Genomic DNA, 20,107 nt, shown 5'->3' on the forward strand with positions numbered 1-20,107 from the left:
ATGAAAAAAATTTTTATGATAATATTGTTATTAACAAGTTTAATAACTTTTTCAAATATAGATATATATGATACAAATAATCAAGCATATAATCAAGTAATGAAGGTACTTGCATCCAAAAAAACAAATAAAGAAAAAATTGAAAACTTAAAGTATTTGGATAAAGCAGGAAATAATACTTTTTTTTCAGAAAGTGCTTTAGTAGCTTTATATAAGATTGAAAATAAAGATGATAAAGTTAATGGAATCATGAATAAAATTAATAAATTGAATAATGAAGAATTAAAAGATAATTTCAATTTATTAGTAGCAAAATATTTGATGTTAGATTTGGATAGAAAAGAAGATTCAGTAGAAATTTTAAATGATTTGATATTGTCAAAGTTTAATTATATCAGATCTAAAGCGTATATATTGTATTATGAATATTGTGAATATAATAGTGATCTTGAAAATATGTTGTTATGTTTAAAAGAAGCTAGTAAAGATAAAGATAATTATTTAATGATTTCAAATAAATATGCACAAATATATGAATTTGAAAAAGATCTTTATCAATTTTTAAAAGAAAATTGTTTAAATGCAACTGATGAAGAAACTATGAAAATTATTCTTACTTTTTCAATATTGAATAAAGATAAAATAGTAACAGATAAAATTATAAAAAGATTAAATAAAAAGAAAATAGACTTCAAATCAGATGTAAATGCTGCTAAAAAAATATTGAATGTTAATCAAGTTTTAGATGAATCAGAAAAATATTCTAAATTAGCTCTTTTAAATAATGAAAAAAATGCATATGTAACATTAGCATTGATTACATATTATAGGGGAAATATTGATGAAGCAATACAATATTTAAAAGAGGCAAAAAAAAAATAATGTTAGTGGTGCAGATGATTTAATAAAATTATACAAGGATTTAAAAAAGTAAATTTAAGATATTATGGTAAAAGATAGAGGTACTTTGTAAATAATGCAAAGTACCTTTTTATTACATTAATAAGTGCAATATATTGAAAATTTACTTTAAATTATTATTAGGTATACTTACTATAGGTGATGAACATGTTAAGAACCAAAGAAAAAGATATATTAAATTTGCTGATGTTTAATGAAAAAGATTTAAAATATATCTTAAAAAAAACAAGCATAAGTAAGAGAACTTTTCAATATTATTTAAAAAGCATCAATTATCTATTGATGAAAGAAGGAATGGAAAAGATACATCTTAAAGATGATAAAATAATATATAAAAAAGAAGATATAAAATTAATTTTAGAAAAGTATGTTAGTGATGATGAATTTTCTAAAAAAGATTTAAAAGATATTGTGAAGCTCTATGCTATTTTTTCAGTACAAGGTTTAAATATTACAAAATTAGCAGAAGAATTACTTATTTCAAGAAATACAATAAAATCAATAATAAAAGAAAATGATTTTGAATTTATTAATGGGAAATTTCAGAATTTAGTTTTAATAGATAGAACAAATATGTTAAAAGATATTTTATTAAATAAGAATATAAAAAAATATGTTTTGAAAATTATAGATATATCTTTGATATATAAAATAAAACAATTCATTACTGAAATTTCAAAAGAGATTAAATTGAATTTGACTGATGTTGTATATTTTAATCTTATTTCATATATTTATTGTTATAAAAAATTTGAAAAAAAGGATGCTACAACTTCTTTTGTTTCATATGAAGAATATGAAATTATAGAAAGAATATATAAGAAATACTTCAATAAACAATTTGGAATAAATGCAATAACTGATGTATTAATAGGTTTATCTCTAATACAGGACATTGATGTTTGGATAAATCAAGAGTTTTTATTAGGTAAATTAATATATTCTGTTAGTAATAAAATTGGTATAGATTTAACAAGAGATGAGATATTATATGATTTCCTATATCCACATTTGAAAATAGCTATTTATAGATTGAAAAAAAATATGAAATTAAATGAAATAAATTATGCTGATTTTATCGATAAAAATAGTTTGATATTTCAAATTTTAAAAGATGAAATAAAAGAAATAGAAAAAATATATAATATAAAATTTACAGAGATAGAATTATCACTATTAGCTTTTCATTTTGAAGGTAGTATAAATAGAATGCAAAAAAAAGTTAGAAAAAGAGTTATTTTAGTTTGCGGTCTGGGTTATGGTAGTTCAAAGATATTAGAATATAATCTAAAAGAAAATTTTGAAATAGATATAATTGATGTTCTTCCAATGTATATGATAAATGAAAATATTTTGAAAAATAAAAATGTAGACTATATCCTGACTACAACAGATTTACATATAAATTCAATAAAAATAAATCCTTTATTAAAAGAAGAAGATTGTGAAAAATTAATAAATTTAGGAATAAAAAGAAAAAATAACAAATTAGGTTTAGAAGAATTTTTGCAAGACATGGTGGATAAATTTGATGTAGGGAAAAAGGACTTAAAAGATCATTTATTGAATAAATATTCTAATTATTTTTATACAAATGATAAAAGTAGTGATTTAATGAACCTATTAGAAAGTCATAAGATAAAAATAATAGATGAGGTTAAAGATTTAGAAGAAGCTATAAGAGAAGTAGGAAGAATTTTAATAAAAAATAAGGCATGTACAGCAAAATATGTAGAATCTATGGTTGAAAATTATAGAAAATTTGGAACATATATAGTAATAGAAGATGGAGTAGCTATACCACATACCAATTTAGAAACTGAAGCTATTAAAACAGATGTAGCAATTTTAATTTTGAAGAAAACTTTAGAGTGTAATGGAAAAAAAGTTAATGTTTTATTGAGCTATAGTAGTGAGAATAACAAGCAACATCTAAAATTTTTAAAAGAATTCTATAATCTTTTAATGAAAGATAGCTTTATAACTGAATTAAAAAATAAGGATAGTGAAGAAGAAATAATGGATTATTTAAGAAAGGAGTTAAGCTAATATGTTTAATGAAAAAAATGTTAGGTGTATACAAAGAGTTTTCAATTGGGAAGCTGCTATAAAAGAAGCTGCACAACCTTTAATAAATAATGGAGATATAGCTGATATTTATGTTGAAAAAATAATAGAAAATACGAAAAAAATGGGTTTTTATATGGTCTTAGATGATTATATTGCAATGCCACATGCAAGACCTGAAGATGGTGTGAAAAATACAAGTATAGCATTTTTGAAGCTTAATGAAGCAGTTAATTTTGGAACTGAAAAAGTTTACTTAATATTCTTAGTGGCAGCTAAAGATGCAAATACACATATAGATATATTGAAAGGCTTAATGTTCATTTTTCAAAATGAAGAATTAAAGAAAAAATTAATTGAAGCAAAGACAAAAGAAGAATTATTAGAAATATTAAAAGGAGTTGATGTTAAATGAAAATTGTAACAATATGTGGAAACGGTATAGGTAGTTCATTAATGTGCAGAATGAAAATAGAAGAAATATTAGAAGAAGAAAATATTTCAGGGTGTACAGTTGAATCAGCTGATTTTAATTCAGCCTTATCTAAAGGAGCTGATCTATATGTTTCAGTAGAAGAATTAATAAGTCAACTACCTAATGATGTTGAAAAAGTAGTTATCAGAAGTTATGTTAATAAGAAAAAAATAAAAGAAGATGTATTAGAAAAAATAAGAAGTTTAATTAATAAATAGGAGGAGTAGAAAATGGATCATGTGTTAAGTTTTTTAAGAGATGTTTTAAAAGAACCTGCATTATTACTAGGTATTGTATCTTGCATTGGTTTAATATCATTAAAAGCAAAATGGCATAAAGTATTAGTTGGAACATTGGGACCTATATTAGGGTATATAATGTTAGGGATAGGTGCAAGTGCTATTGTTTCAAGTTTGGAACCTTTAGGACAATTAATAGAACATGGATTTAAAATTACGGGAGTTATACCAAATAATGAAGCAGTAGTTGCTACAGCACAAAAATTATTAGGTATAGAAACAATGTCTATATTAGTAGTAGGTTTGATCATAAATGTCCTTATAGCAAGATTTACAAAATATAAATATGTTTTCTTAACAGGACATCATAGTTTCTTTATGGCTTGTTTATTATCAGCTGTATTAGGTGCTTTAGGTTTTAAAAATTATGCACTTATTGTTTTAGGAGGATTCTTTTTAGGAGCATGGTCAGCTATTTCTCCAGCTATAGGACAAAAGTATACTTTGAAGGTGACAGATTATGATGATATAGCTATGGGACATTTTGGAAGTATAGGTTACTATTTGTCTGCATGGATAGGAAGTAAAGTTGGAAATCCAGAAGATAGTGCTGAAAAAATAAAGATACCTGAACAATTTGGTTTTTTGAGAAATACAACAATTTCTACAGCTATAACAATGTTATTCTTTTATCTATTATGTGGTTTGGTAGCAGGTTTCGATTTTGTTCAAACTTTATCAGATGGGCAATCAGCCTTAGTATTTTTAGTAATGACATCATTTAAATTTGCTGTTGGAGTAACAGTTGTATATTCAGGTGTTAGAATGATATTATCAGATTTAATACCAGCTTTCCAAGGAATTGCTAGAAAAGTAATACCTAATGCTATACCAGCAGTAGATTGTGCAGTATTTTTCACTTATGCACAAACTTCAGTAATTATAGGATTCATATTTAGTTTCATTGGTGGAATAGTAGGTATGCTAATATTAGGATTTTCAGGTGCAATATTAATAATACCAGGTTTAGTTCCTCATTTCTTCTGTGGTGCAACTGCAGGAATATATGGGAATGCAACAGGTGGTAAAAAGGGAGCTATTATAGGTTCATTCTTTAATGGTTTATTAATTACTTTTTTACCAGCCTTATTACTACCTGTATTAGGGAAATTAGGATTTGCAAATACTACTTTTGGTGATGCAGATTTTGGTATTTTAGGTATTATACTTGGTAAAATAGGAACATATGGAGAAATAGGTATATATATAATTTGTTTGATAGTGTTATTAGTATTAATTATTCCTAATTTTATACAAACAAAAACAAATGTAATTAATAACGAAGAAGAAGGTAAGTAGAATGAGTATTAATATTTATGCTGATGGAGCAGTTTTAGAAGATATGCTAGAATTATATAAAAACTTTCCCTTTATTAAAGGTTTTACGACTAATCCTAGTTTGATGAAAAAAGCAGGGATTACTAATTATAATGAATTTGCAAAAAAGGTATTGGGAACTATTAAAGATTTACCAATATCATTTGAAGTATTTTCTGATGATTTTGAAGAAATGAAAAAAGAAGCAGAAATTATATCTTCTTGGGGCGAAAATGTTTATGTAAAAATACCTATTACTAATTCTAAAGGTGTATATACAGAAGAAGTAGTGAGATATTTGAGTAATAAAGATATAAAATTGAATATTACAGCTATATTAACCGTAAAACAAGTTGAAGATGCTCTTTCATGGTTAAAAAAAGGAAGTTCTAATATAATATCAGTATTTGCAGGAAGAATATCTGATTCTGGTAGAGATGCAACAGTATATATGAAAAAAGCAGTTGAATTATGCCATTCTAAGGAAAATGTAAAACTTTTATGGGCTAGTCCTAGGGAAGCATATAATATAGTGCAAGCTGATGAAATAGGAGTCGATATAATAACAGTAACTAAACCTTTGATTGAAAAATATGTAAAATTTGGAAAAGATTTAGATAAGATTTCATTAGAAACAGTTCAAATGTTTTTGGAAGATGCAAAAAAATTAGGCTATAAAATAGAAATATGAAAGAAATTTGTTGTTGAAAGCATGTGAATGCTATTCCCAAATAATGTATGCTAAATATATTTATAAAACAGCTATTATTTATTATGAATTATATAAGAAATATGATGAATATTTTAGTATTAAACAAAAGTATTATGATAATTATGAAGATTGTCAGGAAAAATTTTTAGATGAAGCATTGTATAATTTTAAAAAAATTTCAGATTATAAAAAATCTAAAGCTATGATAGTTAGAATTAAAATGGATAAAAAAAATAGTGTTAATTTTAATTATAATAAATTTGTAGGATATTATGATGTGTATTCTGATTTACCATATCCAAATTTGGAAATAAGAAAAGATAAAAAAGGAAATTATTAGTTACTTGATTATGGGAAAATAGGTGAAAGTATTTTTGCTAAGGATAATACTATATATTTGCAAAAATTGAAAAAAAATAATTGTAAGTTATATAGTAATTTTGGATAAGCGTTTTATTTTAGCAATAAAAAATTGATTTATATTTGGACAAATCTTGGTGAAAAACAAGTTTATGTTTTGAAAAAATCAAATTTAAAAAAATAAAAAAATTAAAAAGATTTTTAAAGGAATGCGAAACCAAATTTGAAAAATAATGACTTATACTAATAAAAAATAGTATTTTTAATAATTAAGGCTACAAGACTCTATTTTATAGAGCTTATAGCCTTTTACTTTTAATTGTAAAAAAAAAGGTATATAATGAATACAAATGGGCTTAAAAAATTCTGCTGTAGGATTCAGTTATACAACAGCATATTGGGGGTTAATTATTCCATTAATTAGACTTGGTATAGAAATATGTATTCTTTTATTCAAAATAATTATTTAATGTATGGAATGGTGATTATAATAAAAATATTTTTAGGGACTTCAATTGAGGATTATCTATTAAGAAATATATATTATGCTAGAAGAGGACATATTTTCGCAGATGCTGGTTACAAAACAACTGTAAAATTAATGTAGAAAAGGTAAAAAAATGTGGAAAGATAGATTTGAAAAAAAGATTTTGGATAGAGGTTATAGATACTATTTTTTGAAAAAGGTTGAATTACTTAAAGAAAAAGATGAAATAATAGAATTTAAAGTTAGAGGTACAAAAGAATATACTGTTATAATAGACAAATATAATAGAAAAAGTAGCTGTAATTGTCCTTATGCACTTGGTGGTAAAAATTGCAAACATATGGTTGCAAGTATATATGAATATAATACAAGTGGTGATAAAAAGATAAGTAAATATGATCTTGAAGAAAGCAAATGGATAATAGAAAACATATTGAAAATATGGAATGTTGAAGAATCCATAGCTAAGTTTATGGAATTTTTAGATGATGTTAAAGAAAATATTTATAATGATTTTAATAGCTTAGCAGAAAATATTTTAATATTTTCATTTGTAGAATTCGCATTTCATGTAGATAAATATAAAATAAACGATTTGATTATGGTAACAAGTAATATAATGAAATTACTTAGATTAAGTTTAGAAGATAGAAAATATAATTTACAAGTAAAGATATTATATAAGCTATATAATAAAATAAAAAAAATATACATTAAAAATCCAATGGTTCTTTTATTTTATCTACATTTAGAAAAAACCTTTATTAATTGTAGAGAAGAAATTAAGGTGATATTGTTAGAAAATGTTAATAAAAATGAAGATATGTTTCTTGAATTACTTTTTGATCTATATAGTAAATTCCACTACGATGATGATTTATTGAAATTAGCTGAAAAATTCAGTGATAAAGAAATAAGTTATAAGTATCTAATAGAAATGGAAGAAAGAAAAGAAAATTATTCTAAAGTTATAGAATATTGTGAGAAGGCTTTAAAAATATGCGAAGATAGTTCGTATTTTATAGAATATATATTAAAGATAACAAGAAATGTTGATAAATATTTTGATAAATTTTATAAATATGTATTGTTAAAATTTGAAAATAATCGTGAAATATTATACGAAGATTATTCAATAATTTGTGAAAAATTATCTAAGGATAAATTGGAAAATTTTAAAAAAAATATACTAGATAATCATCTAAAAATGGGAGAATATATAAGAATATTATTTCATGAAAAAATGTATGAAAAAATTTTAAAACAAGTGTTAAATAATATATTCGCCTTTGATTATATAGCAAAATATATGATAGAAAATTATGGAGATATAATATATTCAAAAATATGTAATGAAATTATACAATTAGTAAAAAATTCAAGTTCAATTAGTGATTATGAAAATATAGCAAATGTTGTGGATTATATAAATAAATTTAAAGATGGGAATGAAAGAAGAGCAAAATTTGAAAAAGAGTTATTTGAAATGTTCCCAAATAAAAAAAGATTAAAAAAAATATTGAGTTATGTATAAGTGCACTATAGTTATGCACTTTGTACTAACTCAATTTTTTTCTCAAAGTCTTGTTCAAGAATAATCTTATTAACATCTACATTAAAATCTTTGAAATAAGCTTCTAAAAATTTATTAATTTCTATACTAGCCTTTTTTATTCCTTTATCTTCTAAAATATAGTTCATATGACTAATAACAATTTCTTTGACTTCTTGTAAAGATGGGCTATATTTTTTCCCTTCCTTTATTTCTTTAATAAGCCAAGGTCTACCTATAACACCTCTTGCAAGCATTATTCCATCAATATTTTCATTTTGCAATTTTTTATAATCTTCTAAGGAATAAATACCTCCATTAGCAATAAAGTCAAAATTTCTATCTACTTTTGCAAGTTTGTGTATTAATGTGAAATCAGCTTCATTTTCAAACTTTTCTTCCTTTGTTCTAGAATGTAAACAAAGATAAGGTATTTCATATTTATTAGCAAGTTCAAAAAAGTTTATAATATTTTTACAATTTCTTAATTTGAGAGAAATTCTTATATCCTTTTTATTTAATGAAGCTAGTAAATATTCAATTTCATCAATTTTATCTAAAAGAGTTGCCCCACAACCTCTTTTAGTTATTTTATGTTGGGGGCAACCCATATTTAATAATAGATTTGTATATCCTAATTCGTGTAATTTTGAAAAATTTTGTATAAGTTCATCCATATCGGAACCAAATAATTGAATTCCAGTTTTTTCGTCCGTAGACATTTTCATAATAGTATTCAAAGTTTTTTTATGTTCTTTAATAAATAAATTTGAGTTTACCATTTCAGCATACATTAAATCAGGCTTATATTGTTTTAATATTTGTCTAAAGGCATAATCTGTAACTCCTGCCATTGGAGCAATATATAGTTTTTTCATTACATATTCTTTGCTATTTCACAAGCTAATTTAACATTGTTATATACAAGATGTATATTAGCTTCTAATGAATTACCAGAAGTAACTTTTTGGATTTCATCTAGTAAGAATGGTGTAGTGTCTTTACCTTTTATACCTAAGCTATTAGCTTTTTCAATTGCTTTTTCTATTACATCTTCAATTAACTTAGGATCCATTTCAAATTCGTGAGGAATTGGATTTGCTATAACAACCCCACCGTTAATTCCTAAGCTCCATTTTGTATTTAATAAATCAGCGATTTGTTTTGCACTTTCCATCTTATAATCTAAGTTAAGTCCAGATTTACTTGTGAAGAATGCAGGTAATTCTTTTGTCTTATATCCTAATACAGGAACACCTTTAGTTTCAAGATATTCTAAAGTTAATCTTAAATCTAGTATTGATTTTGCACCAGCACAGATAACAGCAACATTAGTTCTTGATAATTCTTCTAAGTCAGCAGATATATCCATTGTTGTTTCAGCACCTCTATGAACACCACCTATACCACCTGTTGCAAAGATTTTAATACCTGCAAGGCTTGCTGCTATCATAGTACCAGCAACAGTAGTAGCACCATTTAATTTGTTTGATACAACATAAGGAATATCTCTTCTACTTACTTTTGTAACTTTTAAACCTTCCTTAGCTAATATTTGTATTTCATCTTTAGTTAAACCAATCTTTAATTTTCCATTTATAATTCCAATTGTAGCTGGTACACAACCAGCATTCTTTATTATTTCTTCTACATGAAGTGCAGTTTCCATATTTTTTGGATAAGGCATACCATGTGAAATTATTGTTGATTCTAATGCTACGACTGGTTTGTTTGAGTCTAGTGCTTCCTTTACTATTGGGTTAATTTCTAAAAAGTTTTTAAAATTCATCTTGTTCATCTCCTACGAAAATTGTTTCATTGTATAATTTTTTAACTTGTTCATTTAAAATATCAAATGAGAAGTTTTCAGGTACTGTACCATGTTGAGCTATCTTAATAGTTGAAGCTGCTTGTGAAACCTTAGCAGTTTTAGAAAGAGATAGTTCATTTTTAGTACAGAATACTAATGTGGCTGTAAAGATATCACCAGCTCCAGTAACATCTACGACATTTTTAATTAATGGTAGAGGTAACTTAAGTGATTTTTTAGAATTCATTGCAAGCACACCTTCGTGTCCTAAAGTTAAGTAAATATTCTTAACTCCTTTTGCAATTAATTCTCTCATAGCTTGTCTAATTTCTTTCTTATTTCTAAATGTTCTGTCAAATAAAGCTTCAATTTCTAATTTGTTAGTTTTTAAAACATCAATTTTATCTAATATATTAGATATTTTAGCTGCTTTTTTAATTGAAACAGTATCAACAATTAATTTTTGCTTACCATGTTTTAAATTAGCGATATATTCTATACTTTCCCTAGGTATATTAGTATCAATAACTATAATTTCAGAATTTTTAATAAGTTCTTCTTTTGTCTTTAAAAATTCTGGTGTAAGGTAACGCAAAATATTCATATCTGAAACGCCAGCTAACATTTCACCGTTTTCATCTAAAATAGATAGATACATTGAAATTGAGTCATCAGGAACTCTTAATATATCTGAAGTATTTATTCTTTTAATATTTAAATCATCTAATATTTTATTACTGTAAAAATTTTCCCCTAATACAGTAATGAAATTAACATTGCTCATTAATTTTTTTAAATTAACAGCTATATTTCTACCAACTCCACCAAGTCCAACATTAATTTTACCTATATTTGAATCGTGAAATTTTAAATTTTCATTAGGAATACCTTGCAAATCTAAATTACAAGCACCTATAACTAATATAGATGGGTCACTCTTAATTAAATATTGTCTTCCAAGAATGAAGCCTTTTTGTATTATGTGTGTTATATGTACGGCTACAGAAGCTCTAGAAATTTTAAGCTCTTTTGCTATTTGATTTTGTGTAATACTAGGTTTAGACTTGATTAATTCATAAATTTGTCTTTCCCTTTTTGTCATATTTTTATACCTCCTATACAATCAATAATTTACATAATCAATTATAACTGTTTTTTAAAAAAAGTCAACAGATATTAAAAAAAATCAAAAGAAATTAATAACTTGCCAGATAATTCTAAGGAAAAACAAAGAAAAAAATATTAAAAATTTTTAAAAGGTACCTTAATGTATCCTAAAATATAAAACACTAGATATTTTTAAAAAGAAGTGATATAATTTAAACAAAAAAATGGGAGTAAATATGCAAATTGAAAGATATATAGCCCATGATGGAAAGAATATAGAATATTTAAAATATGAACATAATAATGGGGATAATTGTAAAAAAATAGTATTGTTACATGGAATGTTTGAGAGCATAGAGTTATATACTGATTTTGCACAATATTTTTTTTATGCAGGTTATGATGTATATATTCCAGAATATAGAGGAAATGGGAAATTAAGAGAAAAAGAATATACAGATTTTGGAGAAGATAGAATTGACGGAGTTTTAGAAGATCTTAATATTTTTATACATGATATTTTTGCCAATGTGAATTATAGAGATATAATATTAATTGGACAAGGAATAGGAGCTTTGTTGGTAACATATTTGAGTATAAATAATAAGTTTAAAAATATATTATTATCATCAATGTTTATGGAAAGTAGAATAGTTTTGAATATGAATTTAGCTATTGCAAAAATAGAAGCTAAATTTAATAAAGCTGAAAGTAAATTAAATTCATATTATAAGCTTAACTTTAATAAAATAACTAATGATCCGTCTGTTATAAAAAAGCTTAAGGAAAATAAAGAATATAATAGACTTGCTAGCCCAAAGTACTATATAGATATATTTAGATTATTGAAGTATATTAAAAAGAATATGAAGAAAATAAGAGAAGATATTAATATATTGATGGTTTATGGTGGTAGCGATGAAGATATTAATAATGAAAAATTAAAAAAATATCTTACAACTATTAATAATAAGCTAAGAGATATAAAGATATTAAAGAATGAAAAAGGAAGAAAAAATAATTTGCTAGAAATAAATAAAAAGCAAGTATATAATAAGATAGAAAACTGGCTAAAAAATATAAAATGAGGATAGGGTCAATGGATAAGATACAGATTTATTCACCTATAGATGGAAAACTATTAGGTGAAGTTGAAGCGATGACAAAAGAAGAAATAGAAGAAAAAATACAAAAATTGAAAAAAGCATATAAAACATTTTCTGAGCTAGATATATTAAAAAGAGCTAACTATTTAAGAAAAGCTAGCGAATTGATAAAAAATCGAGCAGAAGATTTAGCAAAATTAATGACAGTTGAAATATCAAAACCATATAAAGATAGTTTAACAGAAGTCTTAAGATCAGTTGAAATGATGGATTATACTATAGAAGAGGCACTTAGAATACAAAATGAAGTCTATAGTGGTGAAAGTTTTGGAAGTAAGGATAAGGTATGTCTTAGTTTAAGACAAGCCTTAGGTATAATTTTATGTATAGCACCTTTTAATTATCCTATTAATCTTTCATTATCTAAAATAGTTCCAGCATTAATAATGGGAAATGTTGTATTATTTAAACCACCTACACAAGGGTCTTTAGTTTGTAGTGAAATGGTAAAAATTTTAAATGAAGTTTTACCAGAAGATGTTTTAACTATAGCTACAGGTAGAGGAAGTGTAATAGGGGACTATATTAACACTCATAAAGATATAGCCTTTATTAATTTTACAGGAAGTACACAGATAGGTAAAAGAATTTCAAATCAAGCAGATTTAAAAGGTTTGATGATGGAATTAGGTGGAAAAGATGCTGCTATAGTATTAAAAGATGCAGATCTTTCTAAGGCTGCAAGTGAAATAGTTAAAGGAGCTTTTAGCTATTCAGGGCAAAGATGCACTGCAATTAAAAGAGTATTAGTTGATAAAGAAGTTAAAGAAGAGTTAGTTTCTAAAATATGTGATTTAGTGGATAAGCTAAAAGTTGGGCATCCTATGGATAATGCAGATATTACACCTTTGATAGATGGTAAGAGTGCAGATTTTGTGCAAAGTTTAATAGATGATGCAATAGATAAAAATGCAAAGGTATTAAGAGGAAATAAAAGAAAACAAAATTTAATATATCCATGTATACTCGATAATGTTACATTAGATATGAAGGTTGCATTTGAAGAACCATTTGGACCTGTTTTGCCAATAATTACTGTAGCTAATGTAGATGAAGCAATAGAAATAGCTAATATGTCAAATTATGGTTTGCAAAGTGCAATATTTACAAAGGATATTACAAAAGCCTTTGAAATAGCTAAAAAATTAGAAGTAGGGACAGTACATATAAATAATAAAACACAAAGAGGACCTGATAATTTTCCATTTTTAGGAATAAAAGATAGTGGAATTGGAGTACAAGGTATAAGATATAGTATATTAAGTATGACAAGATTGAAAAATATAGTATTTGATATGTAGGAGATAATAAAATGAAATATTATGGTGGTATTGATTTAGGAGGAACTAATACAAAAATAGGTTTACTAGATGAAAAAGGGACACTAATATTTAAAGCAAATATTAAAACTACTTCGGAAGAAGGATATAAGACTACTATTAAAAGAATTTGTGATGTAATGTTACATGAAATTGAGGTAGCAAATATAGAACTTTCAGATATCGTTGCAATAGGTGTTGGAATACCTGGACCTGTTGTAAAGAATAAAATAGTTAAATTTTTTGCAAATTTTAACTGGGATAAAAATTTAAACCTAGCAAAGGAATTTGAAGGAATTATAGGAAAACCAGTATACGTGGGTAATGACGTTAATGTTATAACTCTTGGTGAAACATGGGTAGGAGCAGCAAAAGGCTATTCTGATATATTAGGTTTAGCTATAGGTACAGGTATAGGAGCAGGAGTTATTGTTGATAATAAATTGGTTTCAGGTAAAGTAGGAGCAGGTGGAGAAGTTGGACATATTAAACTTATTCCAAATGGACTTTTATGTGGTTGTGGACAAAAAGGTTGTTTTGAAGCATATGCTTCTGCTACAGGTATAATTCGTGAAGCAGAATCAAGATTAAAAGTAAATAAAAATAATCTATTATATGAAATAGTAAAAGATAGAAGTGTAGAAGCAAAGGATGTATTTGATGCTGCAAAACAAGGGGATAAGTTTTCTATGGATATAGTTGAATATATCACAGATATGTTAGCATTAGGTATATCTAATGTATTAAATATATTAGATCCACAAATTGTTGTTATAGGTGGTGGAGTTGCATTAGCAGGTGAAATATTATTTGATAAAATAAAGAAAAAAATAAAAAATTATACATTGCCTCCTATACTTGAAGGCTTAGAAATAAAACCAGCAATATTAGGTAATGATGCTGGAATATATGGAGCAGCATATTTAGCTATGCTGGAGGAAAAGTAAGGAGTTACTATGAAAAAATATATTACAATAATGGCAATAATATTGACAAGTGTTGGTTTTGCAAATGAAGAATATGAAGGAAAGGTGAAATTTGGATTTAGTGCATCATATGGTATAGAAGGTTTAGATTTTAATATTAACCAAGGACATATTATAAAAACATTATTGCCAAGAAAAAATATATACAATGAGGAAGTTCCTAAAAATGGAAGTATATTCGCAAGTAAGGTAAATGATGTTGTAAATACTTTTAAACCATTATTTGATAATGATCAAATAACAATAAAACCTGGAGTTATACAAGTTGGGACAGGTAAAAAACAAAATATTATGGATTTTGCTAAAAAGACAGTTAAAAGAGGTGGGCTTTTAGATGTTACCTTATTTGATGGTGAAATAAAGGCAAAAAAAATATATACTACTTTTGGTGCAAAATTATATGGAACAACTACCAGAATAGGTGAAACAAATAATTTACATAAAGTAGATAAGGCAGTGCTTTATACAAAGACAGATACAGATAAAGTTCAAGTAGAAAATGACCTATATATCAAAGGATATGATAAAGAAAATGTTGGGCTTGATAAATTTAGAGTTGAGGATAATAGATCAGGTAAATCAAATATGCAATTTGAAAGCAAGGGTAAAATTGTTCCCTTTGACTATATCATCAGCCCAGAATTAGCATATAATGTAACTTTTGCTAAGGATAAAAAAGAAATCTTATTTGCACCAGGTATAACTTTTGATATAGTAAAAAATGCAAATGAAAGATTAAATGTAAGTGGTGTATATCATTTTTCAAACTATAATGCAGATAAATTTAGTATAGAAGATTTGAAAAAAGATATACCTAAATTAGCACCAGGAGAAAATAAGGTTGAATATTTTAAAAATTGGGAACTTGCAGAAAAAAGAAGCATAGAAAATGGTACTTTAACTGGTAGAAAGGGAAGTATAAGAGCAGTAGGGCTACCAACAGGAACTCTATATGGTAAACCTATATTAAAATATGCTTTTGATAAAGGATATTCTGCAATGTTAAATGAATTAGGAGAAGAAATATCACCTAAAATTAAGAATTTAATTGAAAAAGATAGTATAACAATAAATGATATAAAAGATTTATCTCAAAGTGATTTCAATAAATTAGTAGAAAAATTTGGAAAGTTAAATAGTATAGATGCCTTATTAGAACATTTTAGCCCATATATAGAAGAAAGTTTTGAAGAAATAGGACTTAAGGATGATGAAGAAGTTTCTAGTTATTATTTAACAAATATGATACCAGAAGAATTTAGACCTTTTTTGAAATATACTAAAATAAAATTTAATACTGGAACAAAGCAAGAAGTTGTAGATAAAAATTCAAAAATTGAAATACCTCAATTTGATATACCTCTTCCAGTAATTATACCTGATGAAACAAAAATAAAAACAGAAAAAAAACCAACTATGAGTATAATAGATGATATAGAATTTGCATTTCCAGATGATAATCTAAAAGATGTGCATTTGCTACTTGATTCAAAAAAATTAATAAATTCAGTTAAAAATATTGTTACTATTAAAGATAATATTATACCACAAATAGAATATTTTAAAGAATTTGGAAATAATATTAACTCTAAAGAAAAAACTATAGATAAAATAATTTACAGTTTTGGTGAAATTTCAAATTTAGCTAAAAATGCAATGGAAATAAAAAAACAAGTTTTTTCAAAAAAAGATGATATTAATAATAGTTTGGATGAAGTAATTAAAGTTTTAGAAAATATTTCAAAAGAAGAAAAAAATATTGAAGATCAAAAAGATCCAAAAGATGTACAAGAAGCAATTAATTATTTCAAAGAAAGAAAAAAAGCATTAAAAAAATTATTAGATATAGTTGATAATCCAGGTATATTAGCTACTGATGGATTGACAATTTTAAAAAATAAATTTGAAGAATTAGGTAAAAAATTTGAATTGTTTAAAAATAATCTTCAAGAAAAAAGAGCTGAAAGAGAAAAATTACGTACAGAAGATCAGTTAAGTATAGCAGAAAATAAACGTAAAAGAGAATGTAAAATAAATCCTAATGGTGAGGCTTGCAGTGCATTTACAAAGCAAGCTGAAAAAGCCAAAAAAGAATATAAAAGAAAAATTGCTGAAATAGATAAAAAATTAAAAGAAATAGAAGAAGAAAAAAATAAAATAGAAAATGAAAAATTACAAAAACAAAAAGAAATAGAAGAAAGAATTTCAAAATATCAAGCAATAGTTCAATCAGTTAAAGATTTTAAAGATATAGAAAATACTTATTTTAAGCAAGCTAATGTTATTTTATCTAAGCCTTTAACTAAATCTATACATAAAATAACAGATATAATGTTAAAACCAGAAACAGTAGAAAATTTTGATATGTTTGCAGGTATACATGTATTACAAACAGAATATGAACACAATAAAAAAGAATATACAGAAAAAAGTATGGAAAAATTAAAAGATATTGAGCATAATTCTAATAAATTAGCACATGGATTTAATTTTAATATTAACTATCAAAACTTAAAGACTAATATTTGTGCTAATCTAAATTTGGATAGTAGTGTATATCGTGATAATGAAGCGAAATTAGATAAAATTTCAATGTTAGCAGATTTTTCTTATGAACCAAAATATTTTGAATTAGATGCAAAATTTAGTTTATTGAATAAAAATGTAGGTTTTGATGTAAAGGAATATAATGTTGACTATGATAAATTAAGTATAAATACAGATGTAACTACAAAATTAAAATTAAAAACAAAGAATAATAAATGGATATTCAGACCAGGTCTTAGATATGTTGGTGATTTTGAAAAGATATCATTGAATGATGGTAATGTTTCAGCAAATGTATATAAGAGAATGGACGGAAAATTAATTAAGAAAGCAGATTCACCTATAACAAATAATAAAGATTTTGATAATTTGAAAGCTGGAGATCCAGTTGATATTAGCAAATTTTCAAGTTATTTATTCAAAGGTGGTTATGATAAATACTTTGAAAAAGAAAGTGTAACAAAGTATAAGAAATGGTTAAAACCAGTAAATGTTATAATGCCTACTATGGATATTGTATATAGACCTATTAAAAATGTAGATTTAGAATACAATTTGATAGTACCATTAAAATTCGTTAGAAATAATTTTGATGGGGTTATGATAAAAAATTCATTAGGTTTAACAGTAGAATTTTAAAAAAAGACTTGAAATTATTTTTAACTTAGTGTAGAATAGAGAAATAAAAATTAACGGAGGAATTAATAATGAAATATACAACAACTTTTATGATGATGCATATGTATACATAGCTTGTAACTAATATATTATTGGTACAAGCTAATTTGCGTGTGCCGATAATAAAAGATTGTAGTATATTTTATTGAACAGGCACACTTGTGTGTCTGTTTTTTTGTTATAGGAGGTAAAATGATAGAATTTAAAAAAGTTTTTAAAAAATATGCAGATATTGAAATATTAAAAAATATAAATTTTAAGATAGAAAAAGGAGATATTTTTGGCGTCATTGGTTTGTCAGGAGCTGGTAAATCTACATTAATTAGAACTATAAATAAATTAGAGAAAATAGATGGTGGTGAGATTATAATAGACGATAAAGAAATATCTAAACTTAGTGGTAAAGAACTTATGGAATTTAGAAAGGAAATAGGCATGATTTTTCAAAATTTCAATCTTTTAAGTTCAAGAACAGTTTATGAAAATGTTAAATTGCCCTTAGAATTAATACATAAAATTGACGAAAAAAGAATATTTGAAATATTAGATTTAGTTGAACTAACAGATAAAAAAGATAGCTATATCTCAAAGTTATCAGGGGGTCAAAAACAAAGAGTTGCAATAGCTAGAGCATTGATAACTAAGCCTAAAATACTTTTATGTGATGAGGCAACTTCTGCTCTTGATCCATTAATAGCAAGTAATATTCTAGATTTATTAAAGAAGATAAATGAAAGCTTGGGAATAACAATAGTTGTTATAACCCATCAATTAGAGGTTGTAAAAAAAATATGCAATAAATTAGTTGTATTGAAAGAAGGTGAAATAGTTGAAAAAGGTGAAACGGATGCAATTTTTGAAAATGCAAAACACGAATTTACAAAAAAATTAATAGGAGGAATAAATGATTGAAGCAACTTTAGAAACTTTATATATGCTCTTTATATCAATGAGTATAGCTTGTATATTTGGGCTTCCCTTGGGAATATCTTTGATAATTACTAAAAAAGAAGGACTTAATGAAAATTTACTTTATCACAAAATTTTAGATATGTTTTTAGTAAATGTAACAAGATCTATACCCTTTGTTATATTAATTGTCTTACTAATACCCTTATCAAGAATATTGGTAGGTAAATCATATGGTACTACAGCCTTTTTGATACCACTTTCTATAGCTAGTGTGCCTTTTGTAGCAAGAATAGTTGAAAATTCTTTGAACGAAGTAGATAAAGGTTTAATAGAAATGGGCTTATCATTAGGAGCAAATACAAGACAAATAATATTTAAAATATTGATACCTGAAGCTTTACCTTCACTAATTAATGGCTTAACATTAACACTTATAACTTTAGTATCTTATACAGCAATAGCAGGAGTTATTGGTGGTGGAGGCTTAGGTAATATGGCGATAATTGAAGGTTATCAAAGAGGAAATAATATGATAATGTATATTTCAACAATGATAATAATTATCTTAGTTCAATTATTACAATATTTAGGTTCAAAAATAGTTAAAAATATACAAAAGAAAAGAGGAATATAATGATAAAAAAAATATTAATAGGAATAATTTTAATAGTAACTTTAATTAGCTGTTCAGAAAAAAAAGAGAATACATTGGTTTTGGGAGTTTCGCCTATACCACATAAACAAATATCGGAATTGATAAAAGAAGATTTGAAAAAAGAAGGCATAAATTTAAAAATAGTAGAATTTACAGATTATATTCAACCTAATTTAGGTTTGAGAGATAAAAGTTTGGATGCTAATTTCTTTCAACATATACCATATATGAATGAATTTGGTAAGAAGAATCATATTGATTTAGTAAGTGTAGGTAGTGTACATTTAGAACCAATTAAACTTTATTCAGATAAATATACTAATATAGATCAACTGCCTAAAAATGCTAAAATATTGATACCTAATGATCCAACTAACAAACAAAGAGCCTTACAATTGCTTAAAAATATGAAAGATATTTCAATAATTAGTTTGAATGCTGAACAAATAGGACCTAGACTTAAAGAAGTTGATGGAGCTGTAATTAATACAAATTTTGCAATTTCAAGCAAAATACCACAAAATAAGGCAATCTTGGTTGAAAGCAAGGAATCACCATATGCAAATATAGTTACAGTATTGAAAGGAAGAGAAAATGATGATAAAATAAAGAAACTAATGAAGGCATTAAGATCTGAAAAAGTAAAAAAATATATAGAAACTACATATAAGGGAGAAATAATACCTGCTTTTTAAAAGAAAATTGAAAAAAGACTAGAAATTTGTTACATAATATGC

Annotated in this window: 19 protein-coding genes; 16 read left to right on the plus strand and 3 right to left on the minus strand. The window is 25.1% G+C overall.

The genetic code is table 11. The features are described 5' to 3' along the window. The 9 genes from AWT65_RS03280 to AWT65_RS03315 all read left to right on the plus strand — a co-directional run bounded on the left by AWT65_RS03280 (position 1) and on the right by AWT65_RS03315 (position 8,172). A complete protein-coding gene (locus tag AWT65_RS03280; protein ID WP_066729333.1) occupies positions 1 to 882 on the plus strand; it encodes a hypothetical protein in 882 nt (293 codons plus the stop codon). A gap of 186 nt (positions 883 to 1,068) precedes the next feature. Further along, on the plus strand, positions 1,069 to 2,970 hold the full coding sequence (locus AWT65_RS03285; RefSeq protein WP_066729334.1) for a BglG family transcription antiterminator: 1,902 nt from the start codon (positions 1,069 to 1,071) through the stop codon (positions 2,968 to 2,970). 1 nt (position 2,971) lies between these two features. Then, positions 2,972 to 3,403 carry a PTS sugar transporter subunit IIA gene (locus tag AWT65_RS03290; RefSeq protein WP_066729336.1) on the plus strand — a complete coding sequence of 144 codons (432 nt, stop codon included), beginning with the start codon at positions 2,972 to 2,974 and terminating at the stop codon, positions 3,401 to 3,403. Beyond that, positions 3,400 to 3,681: a PTS sugar transporter subunit IIB gene (locus AWT65_RS03295; RefSeq protein WP_066729338.1), complete on the plus strand. Its 282-nt coding sequence runs from the start codon at positions 3,400 to 3,402 to the stop codon at positions 3,679 to 3,681. The genes AWT65_RS03290 and AWT65_RS03295 overlap by 4 nt, the downstream gene beginning before the upstream one ends. 12 nt (positions 3,682 to 3,693) lie before the next feature. Continuing rightward, entirely contained in the window at positions 3,694 to 5,061 is a 1,368-nt protein-coding gene (locus AWT65_RS03300; protein WP_066729340.1) for a PTS ascorbate transporter subunit IIC, read from the plus strand. A 1-nt stretch (position 5,062) separates the two neighbouring features. Beyond that, the gene (locus AWT65_RS03305; RefSeq protein ID WP_066729342.1) at positions 5,063 to 5,770 is read left to right on the plus strand and encodes a transaldolase; all 708 of its coding nucleotides are present in this window, start codon (positions 5,063 to 5,065) and stop codon (positions 5,768 to 5,770) included. 43 nt (positions 5,771 to 5,813) lie between these two features. Beyond that, positions 5,814 to 6,131, plus strand: coding sequence for a hypothetical protein (locus AWT65_RS03310; RefSeq protein ID WP_066729344.1), 318 nt, complete (start codon positions 5,814 to 5,816; stop codon positions 6,129 to 6,131). Positions 6,132 to 6,590: 459 nt separating this feature from the next. Then, on the plus strand, positions 6,591 to 6,758 hold the full coding sequence (locus AWT65_RS06475; RefSeq protein ID WP_157055052.1) for a hypothetical protein: 168 nt from the start codon (positions 6,591 to 6,593) through the stop codon (positions 6,756 to 6,758). A gap of 13 nt (positions 6,759 to 6,771) precedes the next feature. Next, positions 6,772 to 8,172 (plus strand): SWIM zinc finger family protein, encoded by a 1,401-nt coding sequence (locus AWT65_RS03315; RefSeq protein WP_066729346.1) that lies wholly within the window; start codon positions 6,772 to 6,774, stop codon positions 8,170 to 8,172. An 11-nt stretch (positions 8,173 to 8,183) separates the two neighbouring features. On the opposite strand, the gene AWT65_RS03320 is transcribed toward AWT65_RS03315, so the two are convergent. Genes AWT65_RS03320 through AWT65_RS03330 form a run of 3 tightly spaced genes read right to left on the minus strand, consistent with a single transcriptional unit; the run spans position 8,184 to position 11,102 of the window. After that, positions 8,184 to 9,068, minus strand: coding sequence for a tRNA dihydrouridine synthase (locus AWT65_RS03320; RefSeq protein WP_066729348.1), 885 nt, complete (start codon positions 9,066 to 9,068; stop codon positions 8,184 to 8,186). Then, complete coding sequence (locus tag AWT65_RS03325; protein WP_066729351.1) at positions 9,068 to 9,979, minus strand: pseudouridine-5'-phosphate glycosidase; 912 nt, start codon at positions 9,977 to 9,979, stop codon at positions 9,068 to 9,070. Before AWT65_RS03325 ends, AWT65_RS03320 begins: the two co-directional genes overlap by 1 nt. Next, the gene (locus tag AWT65_RS03330) at positions 9,969 to 11,102 is read right to left on the minus strand and encodes a carbohydrate kinase (RefSeq protein ID WP_066729353.1); all 1,134 of its coding nucleotides are present in this window, start codon (positions 11,100 to 11,102) and stop codon (positions 9,969 to 9,971) included. Before AWT65_RS03330 ends, AWT65_RS03325 begins: the two co-directional genes overlap by 11 nt. A gap of 241 nt (positions 11,103 to 11,343) precedes the next feature. Here AWT65_RS03330 and AWT65_RS03335 point away from each other — a divergent pair, with 241 nt between their 5' ends. The 7 genes from AWT65_RS03335 (at position 11,344) to AWT65_RS03365 (ending at position 20,065) form a co-directional block, all read left to right on the plus strand. Continuing rightward, a complete protein-coding gene (locus AWT65_RS03335) occupies positions 11,344 to 12,195 on the plus strand; it encodes an alpha/beta fold hydrolase (RefSeq protein ID WP_066729354.1) in 852 nt (283 codons plus the stop codon). Positions 12,196 to 12,206: 11 nt separating this feature from the next. Continuing rightward, entirely contained in the window at positions 12,207 to 13,574 is a 1,368-nt protein-coding gene (locus AWT65_RS03340) for an NADP-dependent glyceraldehyde-3-phosphate dehydrogenase (RefSeq protein WP_269744836.1), read from the plus strand. Positions 13,575 to 13,585: 11 nt separating this feature from the next. After that, positions 13,586 to 14,539, plus strand: coding sequence for an ROK family protein (locus AWT65_RS03345; protein ID WP_066729356.1), 954 nt, complete (start codon positions 13,586 to 13,588; stop codon positions 14,537 to 14,539). A 9-nt stretch (positions 14,540 to 14,548) separates the two neighbouring features. Further along, positions 14,549 to 17,764, plus strand: coding sequence for a coiled-coil domain-containing protein (locus tag AWT65_RS03350; RefSeq protein ID WP_066729357.1), 3,216 nt, complete (start codon positions 14,549 to 14,551; stop codon positions 17,762 to 17,764). Positions 17,765 to 17,995: 231 nt separating this feature from the next. Continuing rightward, positions 17,996 to 18,715 (plus strand): methionine ABC transporter ATP-binding protein, encoded by a 720-nt coding sequence (locus AWT65_RS03355; protein ID WP_066729359.1) that lies wholly within the window; start codon positions 17,996 to 17,998, stop codon positions 18,713 to 18,715. Continuing rightward, complete coding sequence (locus AWT65_RS03360) at positions 18,708 to 19,349, plus strand: methionine ABC transporter permease (protein ID WP_066729361.1); 642 nt, start codon at positions 18,708 to 18,710, stop codon at positions 19,347 to 19,349. The genes AWT65_RS03355 and AWT65_RS03360 overlap by 8 nt, the downstream gene beginning before the upstream one ends. Further along, positions 19,349 to 20,065, plus strand: a complete 717-nt coding sequence (locus AWT65_RS03365; RefSeq protein ID WP_332307249.1) for a MetQ/NlpA family ABC transporter substrate-binding protein — start codon at positions 19,349 to 19,351, stop codon at positions 20,063 to 20,065. The genes AWT65_RS03360 and AWT65_RS03365 overlap by 1 nt, the downstream gene beginning before the upstream one ends. Positions 20,066 to 20,107: the final 42 nt, after the last annotated feature.

The organism is Sneathia sanguinegens (assembly GCF_001517935.1).
In the GTDB taxonomy this organism is placed as follows: domain Bacteria; phylum Fusobacteriota; class Fusobacteriia; order Fusobacteriales; family Leptotrichiaceae; genus Sneathia; species Sneathia sanguinegens.

Coding starts and splice junctions, on each gene's coding strand:
- AWT65_RS03320 (WP_066729348.1), bottom strand. CDS start 9,068: ATGAAAAAACTATATATTGCTCCAATGGCAGGAGTTACAGATTATGCC.
- AWT65_RS03365 (WP_332307249.1), top strand. CDS start 19,349: ATGATAAAAAAAATATTAATAGGAATAATTTTAATAGTAACTTTAATT.
- AWT65_RS03340 (WP_269744836.1), top strand. CDS start 12,207: ATGGATAAGATACAGATTTATTCACCTATAGATGGAAAACTATTAGGT.
- AWT65_RS03345 (WP_066729356.1), top strand. CDS start 13,586: ATGAAATATTATGGTGGTATTGATTTAGGAGGAACTAATACAAAAATA.
- AWT65_RS03355 (WP_066729359.1), top strand. CDS start 17,996: ATGATAGAATTTAAAAAAGTTTTTAAAAAATATGCAGATATTGAAATA.
- AWT65_RS03290 (WP_066729336.1), top strand. CDS start 2,972: ATGTTTAATGAAAAAAATGTTAGGTGTATACAAAGAGTTTTCAATTGG.
- AWT65_RS03295 (WP_066729338.1), top strand. CDS start 3,400: ATGAAAATTGTAACAATATGTGGAAACGGTATAGGTAGTTCATTAATG.
- AWT65_RS03350 (WP_066729357.1), top strand. CDS start 14,549: ATGAAAAAATATATTACAATAATGGCAATAATATTGACAAGTGTTGGT.
- AWT65_RS03305 (WP_066729342.1), top strand. CDS start 5,063: ATGAGTATTAATATTTATGCTGATGGAGCAGTTTTAGAAGATATGCTA.
- AWT65_RS03300 (WP_066729340.1), top strand. CDS start 3,694: ATGGATCATGTGTTAAGTTTTTTAAGAGATGTTTTAAAAGAACCTGCA.
- AWT65_RS03310 (WP_066729344.1), top strand. CDS start 5,814: ATGTATGCTAAATATATTTATAAAACAGCTATTATTTATTATGAATTA.
- AWT65_RS03335 (WP_066729354.1), top strand. CDS start 11,344: ATGCAAATTGAAAGATATATAGCCCATGATGGAAAGAATATAGAATAT.
- AWT65_RS03280 (WP_066729333.1), top strand. CDS start 1: ATGAAAAAAATTTTTATGATAATATTGTTATTAACAAGTTTAATAACT.
- AWT65_RS03315 (WP_066729346.1), top strand. CDS start 6,772: ATGTGGAAAGATAGATTTGAAAAAAAGATTTTGGATAGAGGTTATAGA.
- AWT65_RS03330 (WP_066729353.1), bottom strand. CDS start 11,102: ATGACAAAAAGGGAAAGACAAATTTATGAATTAATCAAGTCTAAACCT.
- AWT65_RS03325 (WP_066729351.1), bottom strand. CDS start 9,979: ATGAATTTTAAAAACTTTTTAGAAATTAACCCAATAGTAAAGGAAGCA.
- AWT65_RS06475 (WP_157055052.1), top strand. CDS start 6,591: ATGTATTCTTTTATTCAAAATAATTATTTAATGTATGGAATGGTGATT.
- AWT65_RS03285 (WP_066729334.1), top strand. CDS start 1,069: ATGTTAAGAACCAAAGAAAAAGATATATTAAATTTGCTGATGTTTAAT.
- AWT65_RS03360 (WP_066729361.1), top strand. CDS start 18,708: ATGATTGAAGCAACTTTAGAAACTTTATATATGCTCTTTATATCAATG.